Origin of the sequence: Mycoplana rhizolycopersici (genome assembly GCF_013378445.1) — a bacterium.
Classification (GTDB): Bacteria; Pseudomonadota; Alphaproteobacteria; order Rhizobiales; family Rhizobiaceae; genus Mycoplana; species Mycoplana rhizolycopersici.
In genome coordinates this window covers 388,205-404,203 of the sequence record NZ_JABXYK010000002.1, presented here as the reverse complement: position 1 = coordinate 404,203, position 15,999 = coordinate 388,205, and the positions used below count along the sequence as shown (strand labels likewise).

The window sequence follows — 15,999 nt, the reverse complement described above, 5'->3', positions numbered from 1 at the left end:
CATTGCGACGGTAAAGCGCTCGGTGCAGCACGCAGCCAGGTGTTAGCCGACGACAATGGGGGGGGCGACAAGGTTTGAATAGCCGCAGTCCTACTCAGGCACATACCATTCCCCGTCATGCCGGACTTGATCCGGTATCCAGCCGCGTCGAGTCCGCCGCGCAGAAAAGCCCTTTTCCCGACTTTTATCGCGACTGCGCCGGGAAGCCCTTCAGATCGGCAGTTCCGTCGAGGCCTTCATCTCGCGCAGGACGAAGCTGGAGACGACGTTGCGGACGTGGGGGTTGCGCAGCAGGTGGCGCGTCATGAAGGCCTCGTAGCTTTCGACGTCGGCAGCGCGGATCTTCAGCATGTAGTCGAAGGCCCCCGACAGGGCGTAGCACTCCATGATCTCCGGATGGTTCCTGACGACGGCGGAGAAGGAGGCGATCGCCTCCTCATGATGATCGTCGAGCGTCACATGCGCAATGACGCAGAGCTTCAGATCCAGCTTGCGTGCGTCCAGCAACGCCACGCGCGCGCGGATGACGCCCGCCGCCTCCAGGTCCTGCACCTTGCGCCAGGCGGAACTCTGCGACATGCCGGCGCGCTCGGCGAGATCCGCAAGCGCAAGGCTGCAATCCTGCTGCAGCAGCCGCAGAAGGCGGATACCTGCCTGATCAATTTCTTTCATGAAACCCGCCCTCCCCGCGATTTTCATTCAGACTCCGAGTATCCGGCCACCAGAATGAAAAGTCTATCCGCAGCCTTCGACTACAATTTTTCGAAGTAAGAGGATGCGGGCAGGCCCGCATGGCGACGGGAGGCCAGGATGCCGAAGGAAAGCACATACATCGCGAAGCTGCCGGACGCGGACGGCATCTACGCCTACACCGCCGAGGAGGATGCGATCTGGAGCGAGCTCTATGCACGCCAGATCGCCCTTCTCGCCGACAAGGCCTGCGACGAATATCTCCACGGCGTGAAGACGCTCGGACTGGATGCGCCGCGGGTCCCGCAACTGAAGGACGTCAACGCGCGGCTGATGCAGGCGACCGGTTTCGGCGTCGAGGGTGTGCCGGCGCTCATCGCGCCGTCGAAGTTCTTCCAGTTGCTCTCGGAGGGCAAGTTCCCGCTCGCCACCTTCATCCGCCGGCGCGAGCATATCGACTACATCGAAGAGCCAGACATCTTCCATGAGGTGTTCGGCCATTGCCCGCTTTTGACGAATGCCGCCTATGCCAGCTTCGTCCACCGCTTCGGGGAAAACGCCGTGGCGCTCGGCAAGGACTATTCCTGGCACCTGTTCCGCATCTTCTGGTTCACCGTCGAATTCGGGCTGATCAACACTGACAAGGGCCGCCGCTGCTACGGTGCCGGCATCGTTTCGTCGCCGAACGAGACACGGGCGGCGATGGTGGAGAAGACAAGCGAATTCAGACCCTTCGACCTGATGACGGTGCTGCGCACACCCTACCGGATCGATATCGTCCAGCCGATCTACTACGTCATCGACAGCTTCGCCGATCTTGACGCCATCAACGACGAGGACATCGGTGCTGCGATCCGCGACGCCAAGGCGCTCGGCGACTTCCCGCCGGTCTTCGCGGCCAAGGCGTCCTGACCGCAGCTCCGCCGGGGGATCCCGGATGGCGGATGACGGATGACGGATGACGGTGGAAATCGCCGTCCCGCCCCCTTGCCTTCGCACTGCCGATTGGCCAACGTCCTGCAACCCAAGGAGGACGGCTGATGGCAAACAAGACGATCGACCATGCGGTCACGGCGAAATCCCTGAAGAGCGCGGCATCCGACCCGACGCATGCGGGCGTGCTTTCCTTCATGCGCCGGCGCTACACCAAGAACCTCAGGGACGTCGACGCCGTCGTCTGGGGCATTCCCTTCGACGCCGCCACGTCGAACAGGCCGGGCGCGCGCTTCGGACCGCAGGCAATCCGCCGTGCGTCCGCCATCATGGACAACGACCCGCAATACCCCTTCCAGCAGGACCTGTTCGCAAACATGGCCGTCATCGACTACGGCGACTGCCTGCTCGACTACGGCAACCACCAGAAGACGCCGGCGACGATCGAGCGGGAAGCGGCGAAAATCCTGAAATCCGGCGCCTTCCTGTTGACGCTTGGCGGCGACCACTTCGTCACCTGGCCGGTGCTGAAGGCGCATGCGGCGATCCACGGGCCGCTGTCACTGGTGCAGTTCGACGCCCACCAGGACACCTGGCCGGACGAAAAGGGCCGGATCGACCACGGTTCGTTCGTGGCGCGCGCCGTCAAGGACGGCGTGATCGATCCCGACACCTCGATCCAGATCGGCATCCGCACGCATGCGCCCGACGATTGCGGCATCCGCATCGTCTATGGCTACGAGGTCGAGGAGATGTCCGCTTCCGAGATCGCCGACGCTATCATCCGGCATGTCGGCGACAAGCCCTGCTACCTGACCTTCGACATCGACTGCCTCGACCCCGCCTATGCGCCCGGTACCGGCACGCCCGTAGCCGGCGGTCCGTCGAGCGCCAAGATCCTTTCCGTGCTGCGCCATCTCGGTGCCCTGCACATCAAGGGCGCCGACGTCGTCGAAGTGGCACCCGCCTATGACCACGCCGACATCACCGCCATCGCCGGCTCGACCATCGCCATGTACATGCTCGGCCTGCACGCCGGCTGGCTGGCGGAGCGACGGTAGCCCGCCACCTTGGCACCCGCACCTTCTCCCACCTGCGGGAGAAGGTGCGGGCAGGTCAGATCGCGGTCCGAGGCGACGCGGGCAGTATCAAGCCGGTCGCGAGTTCTCGGCGCCAACCAAGCCAACGCTTTGCATTGAAAGCGTCATGCCGAGGCGGTATAGCGGGCCGAAGGCCGTCCGGCGTTGCGCGATGCAGCGCGCGGCCTGCGGTGCCCCTAACCGGCAGAACGAAAGGCAGTCCCATGAAACCGAAGATCTTCATCGATGGCGAACACGGCACAACGGGCCTGCAGATCCGCACGCGCATGGCCGGCCGCGCAGATGTCGAGCTTTTGTCAATCCCGGAAGCCGAGCGCCGAAACAACAAGATGCGCGAGGATCTGCTGAATACGGCCGATATCGCGATCCTCTGCCTGCCAGACGATGCGGCGAAGGAAGCGGTCGCCATGGTCGCCGGCAACAATTCCGTGCGCATCATCGACACCTCCACCGCCCACCGGGTCGATCCCGCCTGGGCCTATGGCTTCGCCGAGATGGACCGCGCGCAGGCCGGCAAGATCGCGGCCGCCCGCCACGTCGCAAATCCCGGCTGCTATCCGACCGGCGCGATCGGCCTGATCCGGCCGCTGCGCGCCGCCGGCCTCCTGCCGGAGGACTACCCCGTCACCGTCAACGCCGTTTCCGGCTATACCGGCGGCGGCAAGCAGCTGATCGCGCAGATGGAGGATGCCGGCCATCCCGAGCATATCGATGCGCCGCACTTCCTCTACGGCCTGCCGCTGAAGCACAAGCACGTGCCGGAGATGCAGGTACACGCGCTGCTCGCGCGCGCACCGCTGTTCTCGCCGTCCGTCGGCAAGTTCGCGCAGGGCATGATCGTCCAGGTGCCGCTCTATCTGGCTGATCTGAACGACAACGCCTCGCTCGGCTCGATCCACGCGGCCCTTGCCGACCACTATGCCGGCCAGGACATCGTCGAGGTCGTCGATCTCAAGCAAAGCGCCGCGCTGCCCCGGGTCAACGCGGTGGAACTGGCCGACACCGACCGGATGAAGCTCTTCGTCTTCGGCACCGCCGGTGCGCCGCACGTCAACCTCGTCGCGCTGCTCGACAATCTCGGCAAGGGCGCGTCCGGTGCGGCCGTACAGAACATGGACCTGATGCTGCGCGGATAAGGCGTGGCGACAGGACGGCCTGTCCTTGCAAAGGGGCTACGTCCCGAAAGGACGCGGGCCAACGACAAAGGGCATGATCCACTTCCGGACCATGCTCTTTGTCGTTTCCGGCAAGACCCGCTTCGCCCGTCTCCGTTATTCCCGAACTTCGATCGCCACCGGCTTCGGATATTCGCCGACGAAGCCGCGCCAGTGGGCGACGGCGAAACCAAGCACGACGAGCGCGCCACCCTGGTGCGCCAGCGCCCAGTCGAGCGGCACCTGCCAGATCAGCGTCAGGATGCCAATCAGCGCCTGCAGACAGACCAGAATGAATAGCACCACCGTGCGGCGTGCATGGGTGGTCCCGGGGGCGGCGCGCAGCGAGGCGATCATGTGGACGAGCACCATCGCCCACAGCACATAGGCGCCGCAGCGATGGACGAACTGCACGGTCTTTACGTTCTCGAACAGGTTGATCCACCAGGGCTCCTGGATGAAAAGATCGCCCGGCACGATGGCGCCGTCCATCAGCGGCCAGGTGTTGTAGGCGAGGCCTGCGTCGAGACCGGCGACCAGCGCGCCGAGATAGATCTGGAAAAGCGCCATGCAGGCGATCGCCGCTGCCCACCTCTTAGAATTCTCCGCCGGCGCCGGATCGTCGCTGTGCGGCGAAAGCCCGCGCATGATCCACGTGCAGGCGGCAAAGATCAGACAGGCGATGACGAGGTGGGTCGCGAGCCGGTACTGGCTGACCGAGACCAGTTCCGTCAGGCCCGACGACACCATCCACCAGCCGATGAAGCCCTGGAAGCCGCCGAGCGCCAGCACGCCGACGAGCGGCCAGCGAAGCCGCCGCTCGATCCGTCCGGTCGCCCAGAAATAAAGAAGCGGCACGGCGAAGACGATGCCGATCGATCGTGCCAGCAGTCGGTGCGCCCATTCCCACCAGAAGATCGACTTGAAGCTTTCGACCGTCATGTCCGAATTCAGCTGTTCGTATTGCGGGATGCGCTTGTAGAGCTCGAACTCCTCCTGCCATTCGGCATCATTCAGCGGCGGGATGACGCCGTGGATAGGCTTCCACTGGGTGATCGACAGGCCGGAACCGGTCAGCCGCGTCGCGCCGCCGACGAGCACCAGCGCGAACAGCGTGAGCAGCACGACGAAAAGCCAGCCGCGTACGGCCCGGCGATTGCGGTCGATGCGATCGAGGTCGCTCAAGAGCTGGCGTTCGGTCACGGCGGCGGTACTGGTCATGATGGCTCCTGTCTCGTCGGCGTTGATTTGCATCACGATGCCATGCAAAACAAGCCCGGAGCCTTTGCGGCATCGGGTCGCGGCAGAAGCCCGCCCCGAAGCGGATAAAACAAACGAGATTTCAGATGCCCCCTCGCCTGCGCAAACTGATCGGCACCGTCCTGATCATCATCCTCGTCATCGTCTACGCGCTCGTGGCCACGACGGTCGCGTCGCTGACGCTCGGCACCTCGCCGTGGTGGGTGCACATGCTGTACTTCTTCTTCAGCGGGCTGCTCTGGATCCTGCCGGCCATGCTGATCATCAAGTGGATGGAAAAACCGGCAAGGCCGAAGGAGTAACGCGATGCGGATCGCAGCCATCGCCGATATCCACGGAAACGACCTGGCGCTTGCGGCGGTGCTGTCGGACATCGCCAGCCGCAGCGTGGACATGGTGGTCAATCTCGGCGACCACCTCAGCGGCGCCCTTAACGCCACACGCACCGCAGATCTCCTGATCGAACACGACTTCCCGTCCATCTGCGGCAACCACGACCGCTGGCTGCTGGAGAAAAGCATCGCCGACATGGGCGAATGGGACCGGATCGCGCACGCGCAGCTGTCGCCGCGGCATTTCGAGTGGCTGCGATCGCTTCCCGCCACGCGGATCGTCGCCGGAAGCGTCTTCCTCTGTCACGGCACGCCGGCCAGCGACACGACCTACTGGCTGGACGATGTCACGCCGGGCGGAGCGATGCGGATTTCGCCGCGCGAGCGCATCGAACGCTTCGCCGAAGGCATCGGATTTCCAGTCATTCTCTGCGGCCATACCCACATCCCCCGCTGCGTCACGCTGGCCGACGGCCGGCTGGTGGTCAATCCTGGAAGCGTCGGTTGCCCCGCCTATGACGACGACGAGCCCCGTCCGCACAAGGTGGAGAACGGCTCGCCGCACGCGCGCTATGCGATCCTGGAAGAACGCATGACGGGCTGGAGCGTCGATTTCCGCCTCGTCGGATACGACCACAACACGATGTCGCGCCTTGCAGCAGAACGCGGGATGGGCGGTTACGCGCTCGGCCTTGCAACCGGCTGGCTTGAATAGGCGCTACGCGCCTCTGGCGGACCAGACCTGGATCGCCATGTTAGCGCGATGCTAACCTTGATTGCGGATTTCACTCCTTCAGCCGGACATCGGGCACAGGAATTAAACCAGTCTCCCCTCATGCCGTCGTAAGGTGCACCAATCCCGGCGCAACCCTGACCTGGACACGACGGTATCGGACGCGGAGGCAATGCAGCTCGATTTCCAGATCATGCCCACGGATGGCGATGTCCTCGGCCGGTTCGCGCGCTACGTTCCCGGCGGCGCGCGACGTCCGAGCACCATCTCGTTCTCCATCCAGCTGCACAACCGCATGGAGCCGCTGGAGGCAAGCTGGCGGTCGCTGGAGAAGGACGACAACCTTTCCCTTCACCAGGGCTACGACTGGTGCCGCGCCTGGGCGGCCACCCATCGCAGCCGACTTTTGATCGTCGAGGGCGTCCATGCGGGGCGCACGGAGATGATCCTGCCGCTGGAGATCGTGCGCCACGGCCCGATCCGCATCGCGCGGTTCCTCGCGTCACGCTTCAGCAACATCAATACCGGTCTCTACAGCGAGGCCTTTCGCACGCTGGCCCCTGCACCGGTCCTCAGGCGTGCGCTCGACCAGGCGCGCGGCCAGTTCGCGCGCTACTTCGACCTCTTCATGCTGGAAAACATTCCGCTGCACTGGCGGGGGCAGGAACATCCCCTCTCGCAGCTGCCGGCGGTGCTGAACCAGAACGCATCGTTCCAGCTGTCACTGCACAGGGATTTCGCGCAGACGCTCGCCCAGCTCAACGCCAAGCGGCGGCGGAAGAAGTTTCGCCAATGCGAGCGCCGTCTGGAAGCGCTCGGCGGCCATGAGCACGTCATCGCGGAAAGCGGAGACGAAGCCTGCCGCACACTGACCCTGTTCTTCCAGCAAAAGGCCGTGCGGTTCGAAGCGCTGGGCCTGCCGAACGTCTTTCGCGAGGAAGAGACGCAGGCCTTCTTCCGTGCGCTTGCCCGCGTTTCAAATCGGGAAGACAACTATCCGCTGAGGTTGCATACGCTGCGGATCCGAAGCGGTGACGATGCGGGACGGATCATCGCGATTGCCGGCCTGTCGCGCAAGGGCGACCATGTGCTCTGCCAGTTCGGCTCGATCGACGAAGGCTTCGCGCCTGAAGCCAGCCCAGGCGAATTCCTGTTTCACCTCATGATCGAAAAGCTCTGCGGCGAAGGTGCCGCACTCTTCGACTTCGGCATCGGCGACCAGGCCTACAAGCGTTCCTGGTGCAACATCGAGACGCAGCAGCACGACCTGCTCTGGCCGACGACCGTTGCCGGTTCTGCTGTGGCAGCGGTTCACCGGGCAAAGGCGAACGCCAAGCGGACGATCAAGCAGAGCCCCAGGCTCTATGGCTTTGTCCAGCGCCTGCGTTCCGGCAAGACCGAGTTCGTCGATGTCGCCTCCGAAAATGATCGGAACTGAGTTCAAGCGGCGTTGCTATGCGGCGCGCCGACCCCGGTCGGGCGTCACCGCGCCGCCAGTCAGAAGAACAATTTCGCTGTAGCCGGCCTCTCCGAAGGCGCCGATCAGTTCGACCACGCGATCTTCGTCAGCGCCTGGGATCGACAGGATGATTTCCGCGTCTCCCGAGGGCGTCAGGCGGTGGACGCCGGCAACGTCCGCTGGCCCGCATTCCACCAGCACCGTGTCATAGGCATCGGAGAGCGCGTCGACGATCATCGAAAGGCGGTCGATGCCGCGCATGGCGCGCTTGATGTCGGCGTTGCCGCGCGCCACCACATGCGCCTGCGAACGCTCGTCGCCATGGATGATTTCCCCCAGGGCCGCATCTCCGACAAGAAGGTCGGTGATGCCGGCGAGATGGCTTGTGCCGGCCATATGCCGGGTGGGATAGGCCGAGCCGGTCAGATCCAGCAGGATGGTCTTGCGCCCGCGATCCGCAATCGCGCGTGCCAGCGCCACGGTCGCGGCCGATCCCGCATCGCCGGACGGCGAGACGGCGACGGCGACGCGCACAGCGTTTTCCAAGACGTGGCGCGCCACGGCGCCGACAGTGAAGTCTTCTTCCTCGCCGTCAGTTTCCTGCAGCGGCACAACGTCCGGCGTCGCGGGCTCGACGAGTTCGTCGTCCGTGTAGCCAGCGAGCATGGAACTCTGCGCGGGCTGCTCCACCTGTGCCGCAACGGCAGCCGTGGCCACGGCGCGCCGGGCCGGAAGCGCTTCGGGTACCGGTGCCAGTCTGGTGACGGGCCTGTCCTCTACCGTCGCGTCGTCGTCCGGCCCGCGATGGGGCGGCGAGACGGGACGCAGGCCCCGTCCGCTGAACAGTTCCGAAAGCAGGATGAAGACCGACGACAGCAGGAAGCCCGCAAGGCCGCCCACAATCGTGATCGGGACGACCTTCGGGAACTGCCTTTCGGTCGGCGGAACGGCGGCGGAAATGACGCGCGCGTCGGCCGGCGTCGAATTGGCATCGGTGCGCGAGGTCGCCTCGCGGTAGCGCGCCAGATAGGTCTCCAGCAGCTGGCGCTGGGCCGTCGCCTCCCGCTCCAGTGCCTTCAAGCCCACTTCCTCTTCGCCGGCGCGGGCGGAATCAGCCTTCACGGTATTGAGCTGCTGGATGAGCTGCTGCTCGCGCAGCCGCGCAACGTTGGCCTCGTTTTCCAGGCTCGCCAATATCTTACCCGTCTCGGCCTGGATCTGGCTGCGGATCCCGACAAGCTGCGAGCGCAGCCCCTTCAGGCGCGGATGCTGGTCGAGAAGGCTGGTCGAGAGATCGGAAATCTGTCCCTGGATCTGCGCCTCGCTCTCCTTCAGTCGCTGGATCATCTGGGAGCCTACGACATCGCTGAGCGTGTCCGGCGCCCCGCCCTTCTTGAGGACAGCACGGACGCTTTCCGCCCGCGCCTCGGCGGTCGCCTTTTCGGTGCGCACGCGCGCAAGCTCGCTGGAAATGTCGTTCAGCTGCTTCACGGCAAAGGTGGCGTTCTCACCTGTCGGCAGCAGATCGGACTGGGAGCGGTATTGCGCGACCTTCTGTTCGGCCTCGCGTACCTTCTCGCGGAGGTTGGCGATCTCCGGCTCCAGCCAGCGGCTTGCCTCGGAGTTGGTATCGAGCTTCGCCCCGCTTTGCAGCGAAAGGTAGACCTTGGCCATCTCGTTGGGGATGGCCGCGGCGAGCTGCGGATCCTTCGAGGTGAATTCGATTGCGACGACACGTGACTTTTCGACCGGGTATACGGCGAGCTTTTCCAGAAACTCCTTCAGCACGCGCTCTTCCGGCGGCAGTTCGAGCGGGTTCTTCTTCAGCCCGAAGGCGACGAGGATATCCGACAAGGCCGACGGGTTGGCCGCCGGATCGAACTCAGGCAACTCGTAGAGCTTCATGTTGCGGGCGACCTGCTTGATCAGGTCCACCGACCGCAGCAGTTGTACCTGGCTGACGACGTCGAGTTCATCGATTGCCGGCTCGCGCGCAGCGCTTCGATCTCCACCTGTGGTGTAGGCTGGCTCGCGCGCTTCGATGAGAAGCCGCGTCTCGCTCTTGTAGCTCGGCGCAATCATGCTGGCACCGGCAAAAGCAAGGCCAGCCGATGCCACGGTCGCCAGCAGCACCTGCCGGCGCCGTCTCCAGATCGCGCGGACCAGTGCGCCGAGGTCGATATCGACGTCGTCCTGTGCTCCGTATCCGCCCGACATATGCCTACTCCGTGAACGCGTGTTTCCGCGCACGGTAAACAAACATGGTAACCCAAGCGTTAATGGGACGCCCTCTCACAACCTTGCGCCTCCCCTCCTCGCCCGCAGGAATAAACGCGACGCGGCTGCCCGGCATTTACCGGCCATTAACCCTAACAGGATGATAACAGGCGGACAGACGAACCAATACCGGCAGGCTCAAGCGAATGGCATTCGCACAGATAACCAGAGGCGTCGCGATCGCGATGGGGACCCTTGCGACGGTCGTCATGGCGGGCTGCAGCGGCTATCATCCAGCGCCGAAGGCGTTTCAGGAGGCGACGATCCAGCCCTACCGGCTGGACAGCGGCGACCGCTTGCGCGTCACCGTGTTCGAGCAACCGAACCTCAGCAACACCTATCTGGTCGATCAGGCCGGCTACATCGCCTTCCCCCTAGTCGGGGGGGTCCCTGCCCGCGGCAAGACGATCCAGGAGATGGAAAGCATCATCGCCGGGAAGCTGCGCCAAGGCTATCTGCGCGACCCCGACGTGTCCATCGAGGTCGCAAACTACCGCTCGATCTACATCATGGGCGAAGTGGGCCAGGCGGGGCAGTACAGCTACGTCGCGGGCATGACCATACAGAACGCGATCGCCGTCGCCGGCGGTTTCTCGCCGCGCGCCAACCAGACGAATGTCGACGTGACGCGCAAGATCAACGGACGCATCATCACCGGTCGCGTATCTATTTCCGATCCGGTCCTTGCGGGAGACACGATCTACGTTCGCGAGCGGCTGTTCTGACCCAATGTCGAACAACCACCGCCCGCTGCGCATCATTCACTGCTTCAGGTCACCGATCGGCGGAATCTTCCGGCACGTGCGCGATCTGGCGGAGTATCATGCGCGACAGGGCCACGAAGTGGGCATCGTCTGCGACAGCAGCACGGGAGGCGCCTATGAGGACACGCTGTTCGACGAAATCCGTCCGTTCCTCACGCTCGGTATCTTCCGGTTGCCGATCCGCCGCTCGGTCAGCCCCGGCGATCTGCAGGCCCTTTGGGCCAGCTATCGTGAAATAAGAAGTTTGCAGCCGGATGTTCTTCACGGGCATGGCGCCAAAGGTGGCGCGATCGCCCGGATCATCGGCTCAGTGTTGCGGGTCAACAGGTATCGCGTAGCCCGCCTTTATTCCCCGCATGGAGGCAGCCTCCATTTCACTCGCTCGACGATCGCGGGGAAAGTCGTGCTGCGGGCCGAACGCCTGCTGGAAAGGGCAACCGACGCGCTCGTCTTCGTCTGCGATTTCGAGCGCGACAGCTACATCGCCAAGGTCGGAAAACCCCGCTGCCGCTTCGAACGGATCTATAACGGCATCAGCGACCGGGACTTCGATACCGTCTATCCCAAGGAGGACGCCGCCGATTTTCTCTATATCGGCATGCTTCGCGACCTGAAGGGGCCGGACGTCTTCATCGACGCGTTTGCCCGCACCGAGCGCCGCGTCGGGCGACCGCTGTCGGCACTGATGGTCGGCGACGGACCGGACGAAGAGAAGTACGAGCAGACGATGCTGCGGCTCGGGCTCGGGCGGCGGATCGCGATGATGCCGGCGATGAAGGCGCGCGACGCCTTCGCCATGGCGCATTCCGTCGTCGTCCCCTCGCGCGCGGAAGCGATGCCCTACATCGTGCTGGAGGCGCTTGCCGCCAACGTGCCCGTCATCGCAAGCCGCGTCGGCGGCATTCCGGAGGTGCTCGGCCGGGACAGCATCGCACTCGCCGAGCCGGCCGACCCTGATTCGCTTGCAGATACGATGGCGCTCTCGGTCACGGATGCGAAATGGCGGGCGCACTCGATGCCTGACGCAGACAGCTTCAAGGGCACCTTCTCCGCCTCCGTCATGGCCGCCACGATGATGGATCTCTATCGCGAACTCCTGGACAAAGGCGCTCCGAAAGCGGGTTGTACCGTTTCACCTCACCTCGCGTAAGCGTTTTCTTAGGAGCTTTCTGCTATCCGGTCAGAACTTAACGGTGCCGGACGCAGCCATGAACCACATCGACAAGCCAGACGCCTTCGACCCGGAAAATATCCGGCGCAAGGTATCCGAAGTGCGCACCATCGCGCACGGCGCTGCCCCCGACGAACAGGACGGCGGCAAGACGGTCGAGCTCAACCCCCTGGCCCAGCAGATCGCGCTTCAGTTTCGCGCCGAAAGCTATTCTCCGGCCATGATCACGGGCCTGCTGCGGCTTCTGGAGTTTACCGCCCTCTTTGCGATCGGCTACGGCGTCACGAGCTTCTACGTCATCCCGTCCGATGACGTCATGCTGTTCTACATCGGCGTGGTCGCGGGCGGATCGGCGATCGGCGTGCTGCTGCTGCATCTGGCCGATGCCTACCAGATTCCAGCACTGCGCGCCGGCTGGCGGATGATACCGCGCCTGCTGGGCGCCTGGGCGATCGCGTTTTCGGCGATGGCGCTCGCCTTCTTTCTCTTCAAGACCGCCGGCGTCGCCTCGCGCGTGTGGTTCGTCCTCTGGTTCGTCCTTGGTGCCGCCTATCTGGTGGTCGAGCGCCTGCTGATCGCCTATTCGATCCGCCGCTGGGCACGCAACGGCACCATGGAGCGGCGCGCCGTCATCGCCGGCGGCGGAGAACCGGCAAAGGAACTGATCCGCGCACTCGAGCGCCAGCCGGAAAACGATATCCGTATCTGTGGCATCTTCGACGACCGCGACGAGCGCCGCTCGCCCTCCGTCGTCGCAGGCTACCCCAAGCTCGGAACGATCGCGGAACTGGTGGAGTTCGCGCGGCTGGCGCGCATCGACATGCTCATCATCTCGCTGCCGCTTTCCGCCGAAGCCCGCATTCTGTCGCTGCTGCGAAAACTGTGGGTGCTGCCCGTCGACATACGCCTTGCGGCGCATTCGAACGGCCTGCGTTTCCGGCCGCGCAGCTATTCGCAGGTCGGCAACGTCCACATGCTCGACATCTTCGACAGGCCCATCGCCGACTGGGATAAGGTCGCCAAGCGCGCCTTCGACATCGTCTTCAGCGTTTTCGCGTTGCTGCTGTTGTGGCCGGTCATGATCGGCGCCGCGCTTGCGGTGAAGCTGACCTCGCCCGGCCCGATCATCTTCAAGCAGAAGCGGCACGGCTTCAACAACGAGATCATCGAGGTCTACAAGTTCCGCTCGATGTATACCAACATGTCGGACCCGACGGCGAAGGCCGCCGTCACCAAGGGCGACCCGCGCGTCACCCCGGTCGGCCGCTTCATCCGCAAGACCTCGATCGACGAACTGCCGCAGATCTTCAACGTGCTCAAGGGCGAGCTGTCGCTGGTCGGCCCGCGCCCCCACGCCATTCAGGCGCAATCGCACGATCGCAAGTATGTCGATGTGGTGGAGGGGTACTTCGCCCGGCACCGCGTCAAGCCGGGCGTTACCGGCTGGGCGCAGATCAACGGCTGGCGTGGCGAGATCGACCACGACGACAAGATCCGTTTCCGCACGGAGTTCGACCTCTACTACATCGAGAACTGGTCGCTGCTGTTCGACCTGAAGATCCTGTTTCTGACGCCGATCCGCCTGTTGAACACGGAAAACGCGTATTGAGCACCGTCTCGATCCCGACAGGCCTGGCCCTGCGGCCGCAGCTTGCGACCGTGGGGCTCATCGCGTCCTTCCTGGTCACGTTCGGCGTGTTCCTCTCGGGCTTCGTCATCTCCGAGCCGGCCCCCTACGAGCTCTTCATGGTCGCCCTGATCGGGGTATGGGCGATCCTGGGGCTTCGAATTTCGCGCAGCGTCGCGCCGCTGCTCGCCCTCTACGTCACCTTCAATGTCGGCGGCATGCTGTCGCTCACCGTGATGGAGGACATGGCGGGCGGTCCGATGTATGTGGCCGTCTCGCTGTTCCTCGCGCTGTCGGCGGTGTTCTTCGCCGCCATCATCGAGGAAAAGCCACAGCGTCTCGGGCTGATCTTCCGGGCATGGGTCGCAAGCGCGTTGATCACCGCCACGCTGGGCATCCTCGGCTATTTCAACGCTTTTCCGGGCAGCGAAGTCTTCACCCTCTACGACCGCGCCAAGGGCGCCTTCCAGGATCCGAACGTGTTCGGTCCCTTCCTCGTCGCCCCTGCCCTCTATCTGATGCACGGCCTTTTGACGAAGTCGTTGGCGCAGGCGCCGCTGAACCTCGCTGGACTGCTGGTCATCGCGCTCGGCCTGTTTCTTTCCTTTTCGCGCGCGGCCTGGGCACTGTTTCTGTTCTCCGCCGTCGCCATGGTCTTCGTGATGCTGCTGAAGGAACGCACCGGCGCCTTCCGCCTGAAGATCCTCGCACTCAGCATCGCGGCTGTCGGCCTGATGGTGATGGCACTGGTCATAGCGCTGCAGATCCCGCAGGTGGCCGAACTCTTTTCCAGCCGGACGCAGCTCGTGCAGGACTATGACGGCGGCCATCTCGGCCGCTTCGACCGCCACAGGCTCGGCTTCCTGATGTCGATGGAGACGCCGCTCGGGATCGGGCCGATGGTGTTCAGCACGATCTTTCCGGAGGACGAGCACAATATCTGGCTGAAGTCGCTGACGAGCTACGGCTGGCTCGGCTTTCTCTGCTACCTGACGCTGGTCGTGTGGACGCTATGGGTCGGCTTCCGGAACCTCCTGCTAAACCGTCCCTGGCAGCCCTTCCTGATGATCGCCTACATCGCCTTCGTCGGCCACACCGCCATCGGCTTCGTCATCGACACCGATCACTGGCGTCACTTCTATCTCATCGTCGGCATCCTCTGGGGCTGCTTCGCGCTCGAGCATCGCCATCAAAGGCGCCTTGCACCCCCGGTGCGCACGCGATGAAGCCGGCAAAGGACAACGCGACGCGGCCGCTGCGCCTGCTGCAGGTGCTGGAGCCGAGCGGCGGCGGATCAGGCCGGCATTTCCTCGACCTCTGCCGGGGCCTGAAGCAGCGCGGCCATGTCGTGCATGCTGTCTATTCACCACGCCGCGCGGAGGAACGTTTCGTCTGCGAGCTGCTTTCCATCGGGCTGGACGGCGTGCACGCGCTCGACATGGCGCGCTCTCCCGGCCCTTCCGACTTCGCCTCCTACATCGGCCTGCACAGGCTGATGCGCAAGCACGGACCGTTCGACGCCATTCACGGGCACAGCTCGAAGGCGGGCGCACTGTCTCGGCTGCGACTTCCCGGTCCGCACGTGCCGCGCATCTATACGCCGCACGCCTTCCGCACCATGGATCCGCACCTCGGCGCCACCGGCGGTTTCGTCTATGGTTTCATCGAGCGCTTTCTGGCGCGATTTTTCACCGACCAACTGATCTGCGTATCGGCGGACGAATACGCCCATGCGCGCGCGCTCGGCATACCGCGCAAGCGCCTTTCGATCATCGTCAATGGGGTAGACGAGCCCGCGCACGGACTGCGGGACTCCATCCGTGAAGAGCTGGCGATCCCCGCGCATGCGCTCGTGTTCGGCTTCGTCGGACGGCTTTCTGCACAGAAGGCACCCGAGCGCCTCATCGAGGCCTTCACGATCGCAGCGCAGACGCTTCCCGACGCCTATCTCCTGATGGTCGGCACCGGCGAACTGGAGCAAATGGTCGGCTACAAGATCCACTCGAGCACCGCGCGCGACCGCATCCGGCTGACGACGCGCTACACCGGCCGGCAGGTGATGGATGCGATCGACATCCTCACGATGCCGAGCCGCTACGAGGCAATGTCCTATGTGATGCTGGAGGCTGCGGCGGCCGCACGCCCGCTCGTTCTCACCGAGGTGGGCGGTGCGTCGACCGTGCTGGCAGACAGCCGCAACGGCGTACTGGTGGAGAACGTCGACGATCCGAGGCCGTTTGCCAAGGCGATGATCAAGGCGGCGAGCCCAGCCCGCTTCGAACGCTTTCGCGCCGAAGCGCTGCGCCGCAGCGGCGACTACGGCCTGCCCCGCATGATCGCAGATACCGAAGCGATCTACCGCAGGCTGGCGAGATGAAGCATGCTGCGCAAAAGTGAAAAGCGATTTTGCGACACTCTTTAGGTCGACGGCCTGTTGAAGCACGCGACGAAGCTGCTGGCGAAGCATTTGCAGGACTTCTCACGGGACTTTCTGCCTCT

General features: G+C 64.2%; 14 protein-coding genes. 11 read left to right on the top strand and 3 right to left on the bottom strand.

Annotated features, from left to right (window positions below):
• Positions 1–210: 210 nt before the first annotated feature.
• The gene (locus HV823_RS04475) at positions 211–672 is read right to left on the bottom strand and encodes an Lrp/AsnC family transcriptional regulator (protein ID WP_176948523.1); all 462 of its coding nucleotides are present in this window, start codon (positions 670–672) and stop codon (positions 211–213) included.
• Positions 673–810: 138 nt separating this feature from the next.
• Here HV823_RS04475 and HV823_RS04470 point away from each other — a divergent pair, with 138 nt between their 5' ends.
• From HV823_RS04470 to argC, 3 genes are all read left to right on the top strand, one after another.
• On the top strand, positions 811–1,602 hold the full coding sequence (locus tag HV823_RS04470) for a phenylalanine 4-monooxygenase (RefSeq protein WP_176948522.1): 792 nt from the start codon (positions 811–813) through the stop codon (positions 1,600–1,602).
• Positions 1,603–1,730: 128 nt separating this feature from the next.
• Positions 1,731–2,684, top strand: coding sequence for an agmatinase (gene speB, locus HV823_RS04465; protein WP_176948521.1), 954 nt, complete (start codon positions 1,731–1,733; stop codon positions 2,682–2,684).
• A gap of 242 nt (positions 2,685–2,926) precedes the next feature.
• Positions 2,927–3,859, top strand: a complete 933-nt coding sequence (gene argC, locus HV823_RS04460) for an N-acetyl-gamma-glutamyl-phosphate reductase (RefSeq protein ID WP_176948520.1) — start codon at positions 2,927–2,929, stop codon at positions 3,857–3,859.
• 135 nt (positions 3,860–3,994) lie between these two features.
• On the opposite strand, the gene HV823_RS04455 is transcribed toward argC, so the two are convergent.
• Positions 3,995–5,098, bottom strand: a complete 1,104-nt coding sequence (locus HV823_RS04455; protein WP_176948519.1) for a COX15/CtaA family protein — start codon at positions 5,096–5,098, stop codon at positions 3,995–3,997.
• Positions 5,099–5,223: 125 nt separating this feature from the next.
• Between HV823_RS04455 and HV823_RS04450 the strand changes: the two genes are divergently transcribed.
• The 3 genes from HV823_RS04450 (at position 5,224) to HV823_RS04440 (ending at position 7,640) form a co-directional block, all read left to right on the top strand.
• Positions 5,224–5,439 carry a DUF2842 domain-containing protein gene (locus tag HV823_RS04450; RefSeq protein WP_176948518.1) on the top strand — a complete coding sequence of 72 codons (216 nt, stop codon included), beginning with the start codon at positions 5,224–5,226 and terminating at the stop codon, positions 5,437–5,439.
• Between the two features lie 4 nt (positions 5,440–5,443).
• The gene (locus HV823_RS04445; protein ID WP_176948517.1) at positions 5,444–6,184 is read left to right on the top strand and encodes a metallophosphoesterase family protein; all 741 of its coding nucleotides are present in this window, start codon (positions 5,444–5,446) and stop codon (positions 6,182–6,184) included.
• A gap of 190 nt (positions 6,185–6,374) precedes the next feature.
• A complete protein-coding gene (locus HV823_RS04440) occupies positions 6,375–7,640 on the top strand; it encodes a GNAT family N-acetyltransferase (protein WP_176948516.1) in 1,266 nt (421 codons plus the stop codon).
• A gap of 15 nt (positions 7,641–7,655) precedes the next feature.
• Here the strand turns inward: HV823_RS04440 and HV823_RS04435 are convergent, their stop codons facing one another.
• Entirely contained in the window at positions 7,656–9,878 is a 2,223-nt protein-coding gene (locus tag HV823_RS04435) for a GumC family protein (protein ID WP_176948515.1), read from the bottom strand.
• Positions 9,879–10,123: 245 nt separating this feature from the next.
• Between HV823_RS04435 and HV823_RS04430 the strand changes: the two genes are divergently transcribed.
• The 5 genes from HV823_RS04430 to HV823_RS04410 are packed head-to-tail and all read left to right on the top strand — an operon-like array spanning position 10,124 to position 15,877.
• Positions 10,124–10,663 (top strand): polysaccharide biosynthesis/export family protein, encoded by a 540-nt coding sequence (locus HV823_RS04430; protein ID WP_425487638.1) that lies wholly within the window; start codon positions 10,124–10,126, stop codon positions 10,661–10,663.
• Positions 10,664–10,667: 4 nt separating this feature from the next.
• Positions 10,668–11,852, top strand: coding sequence for a glycosyltransferase family 4 protein (locus HV823_RS04425; protein WP_176948513.1), 1,185 nt, complete (start codon positions 10,668–10,670; stop codon positions 11,850–11,852).
• Between the two features lie 58 nt (positions 11,853–11,910).
• A complete protein-coding gene (locus HV823_RS04420; RefSeq protein WP_176948512.1) occupies positions 11,911–13,482 on the top strand; it encodes an undecaprenyl-phosphate glucose phosphotransferase in 1,572 nt (523 codons plus the stop codon).
• Complete coding sequence (locus HV823_RS04415; protein WP_176948511.1) at positions 13,479–14,726, top strand: O-antigen ligase family protein; 1,248 nt, start codon at positions 13,479–13,481, stop codon at positions 14,724–14,726. Before HV823_RS04420 ends, HV823_RS04415 begins: the two co-directional genes overlap by 4 nt.
• Complete coding sequence (locus tag HV823_RS04410) at positions 14,723–15,877, top strand: glycosyltransferase (RefSeq protein ID WP_176948510.1); 1,155 nt, start codon at positions 14,723–14,725, stop codon at positions 15,875–15,877. Before HV823_RS04415 ends, HV823_RS04410 begins: the two co-directional genes overlap by 4 nt.
• Positions 15,878–15,999: the final 122 nt, after the last annotated feature.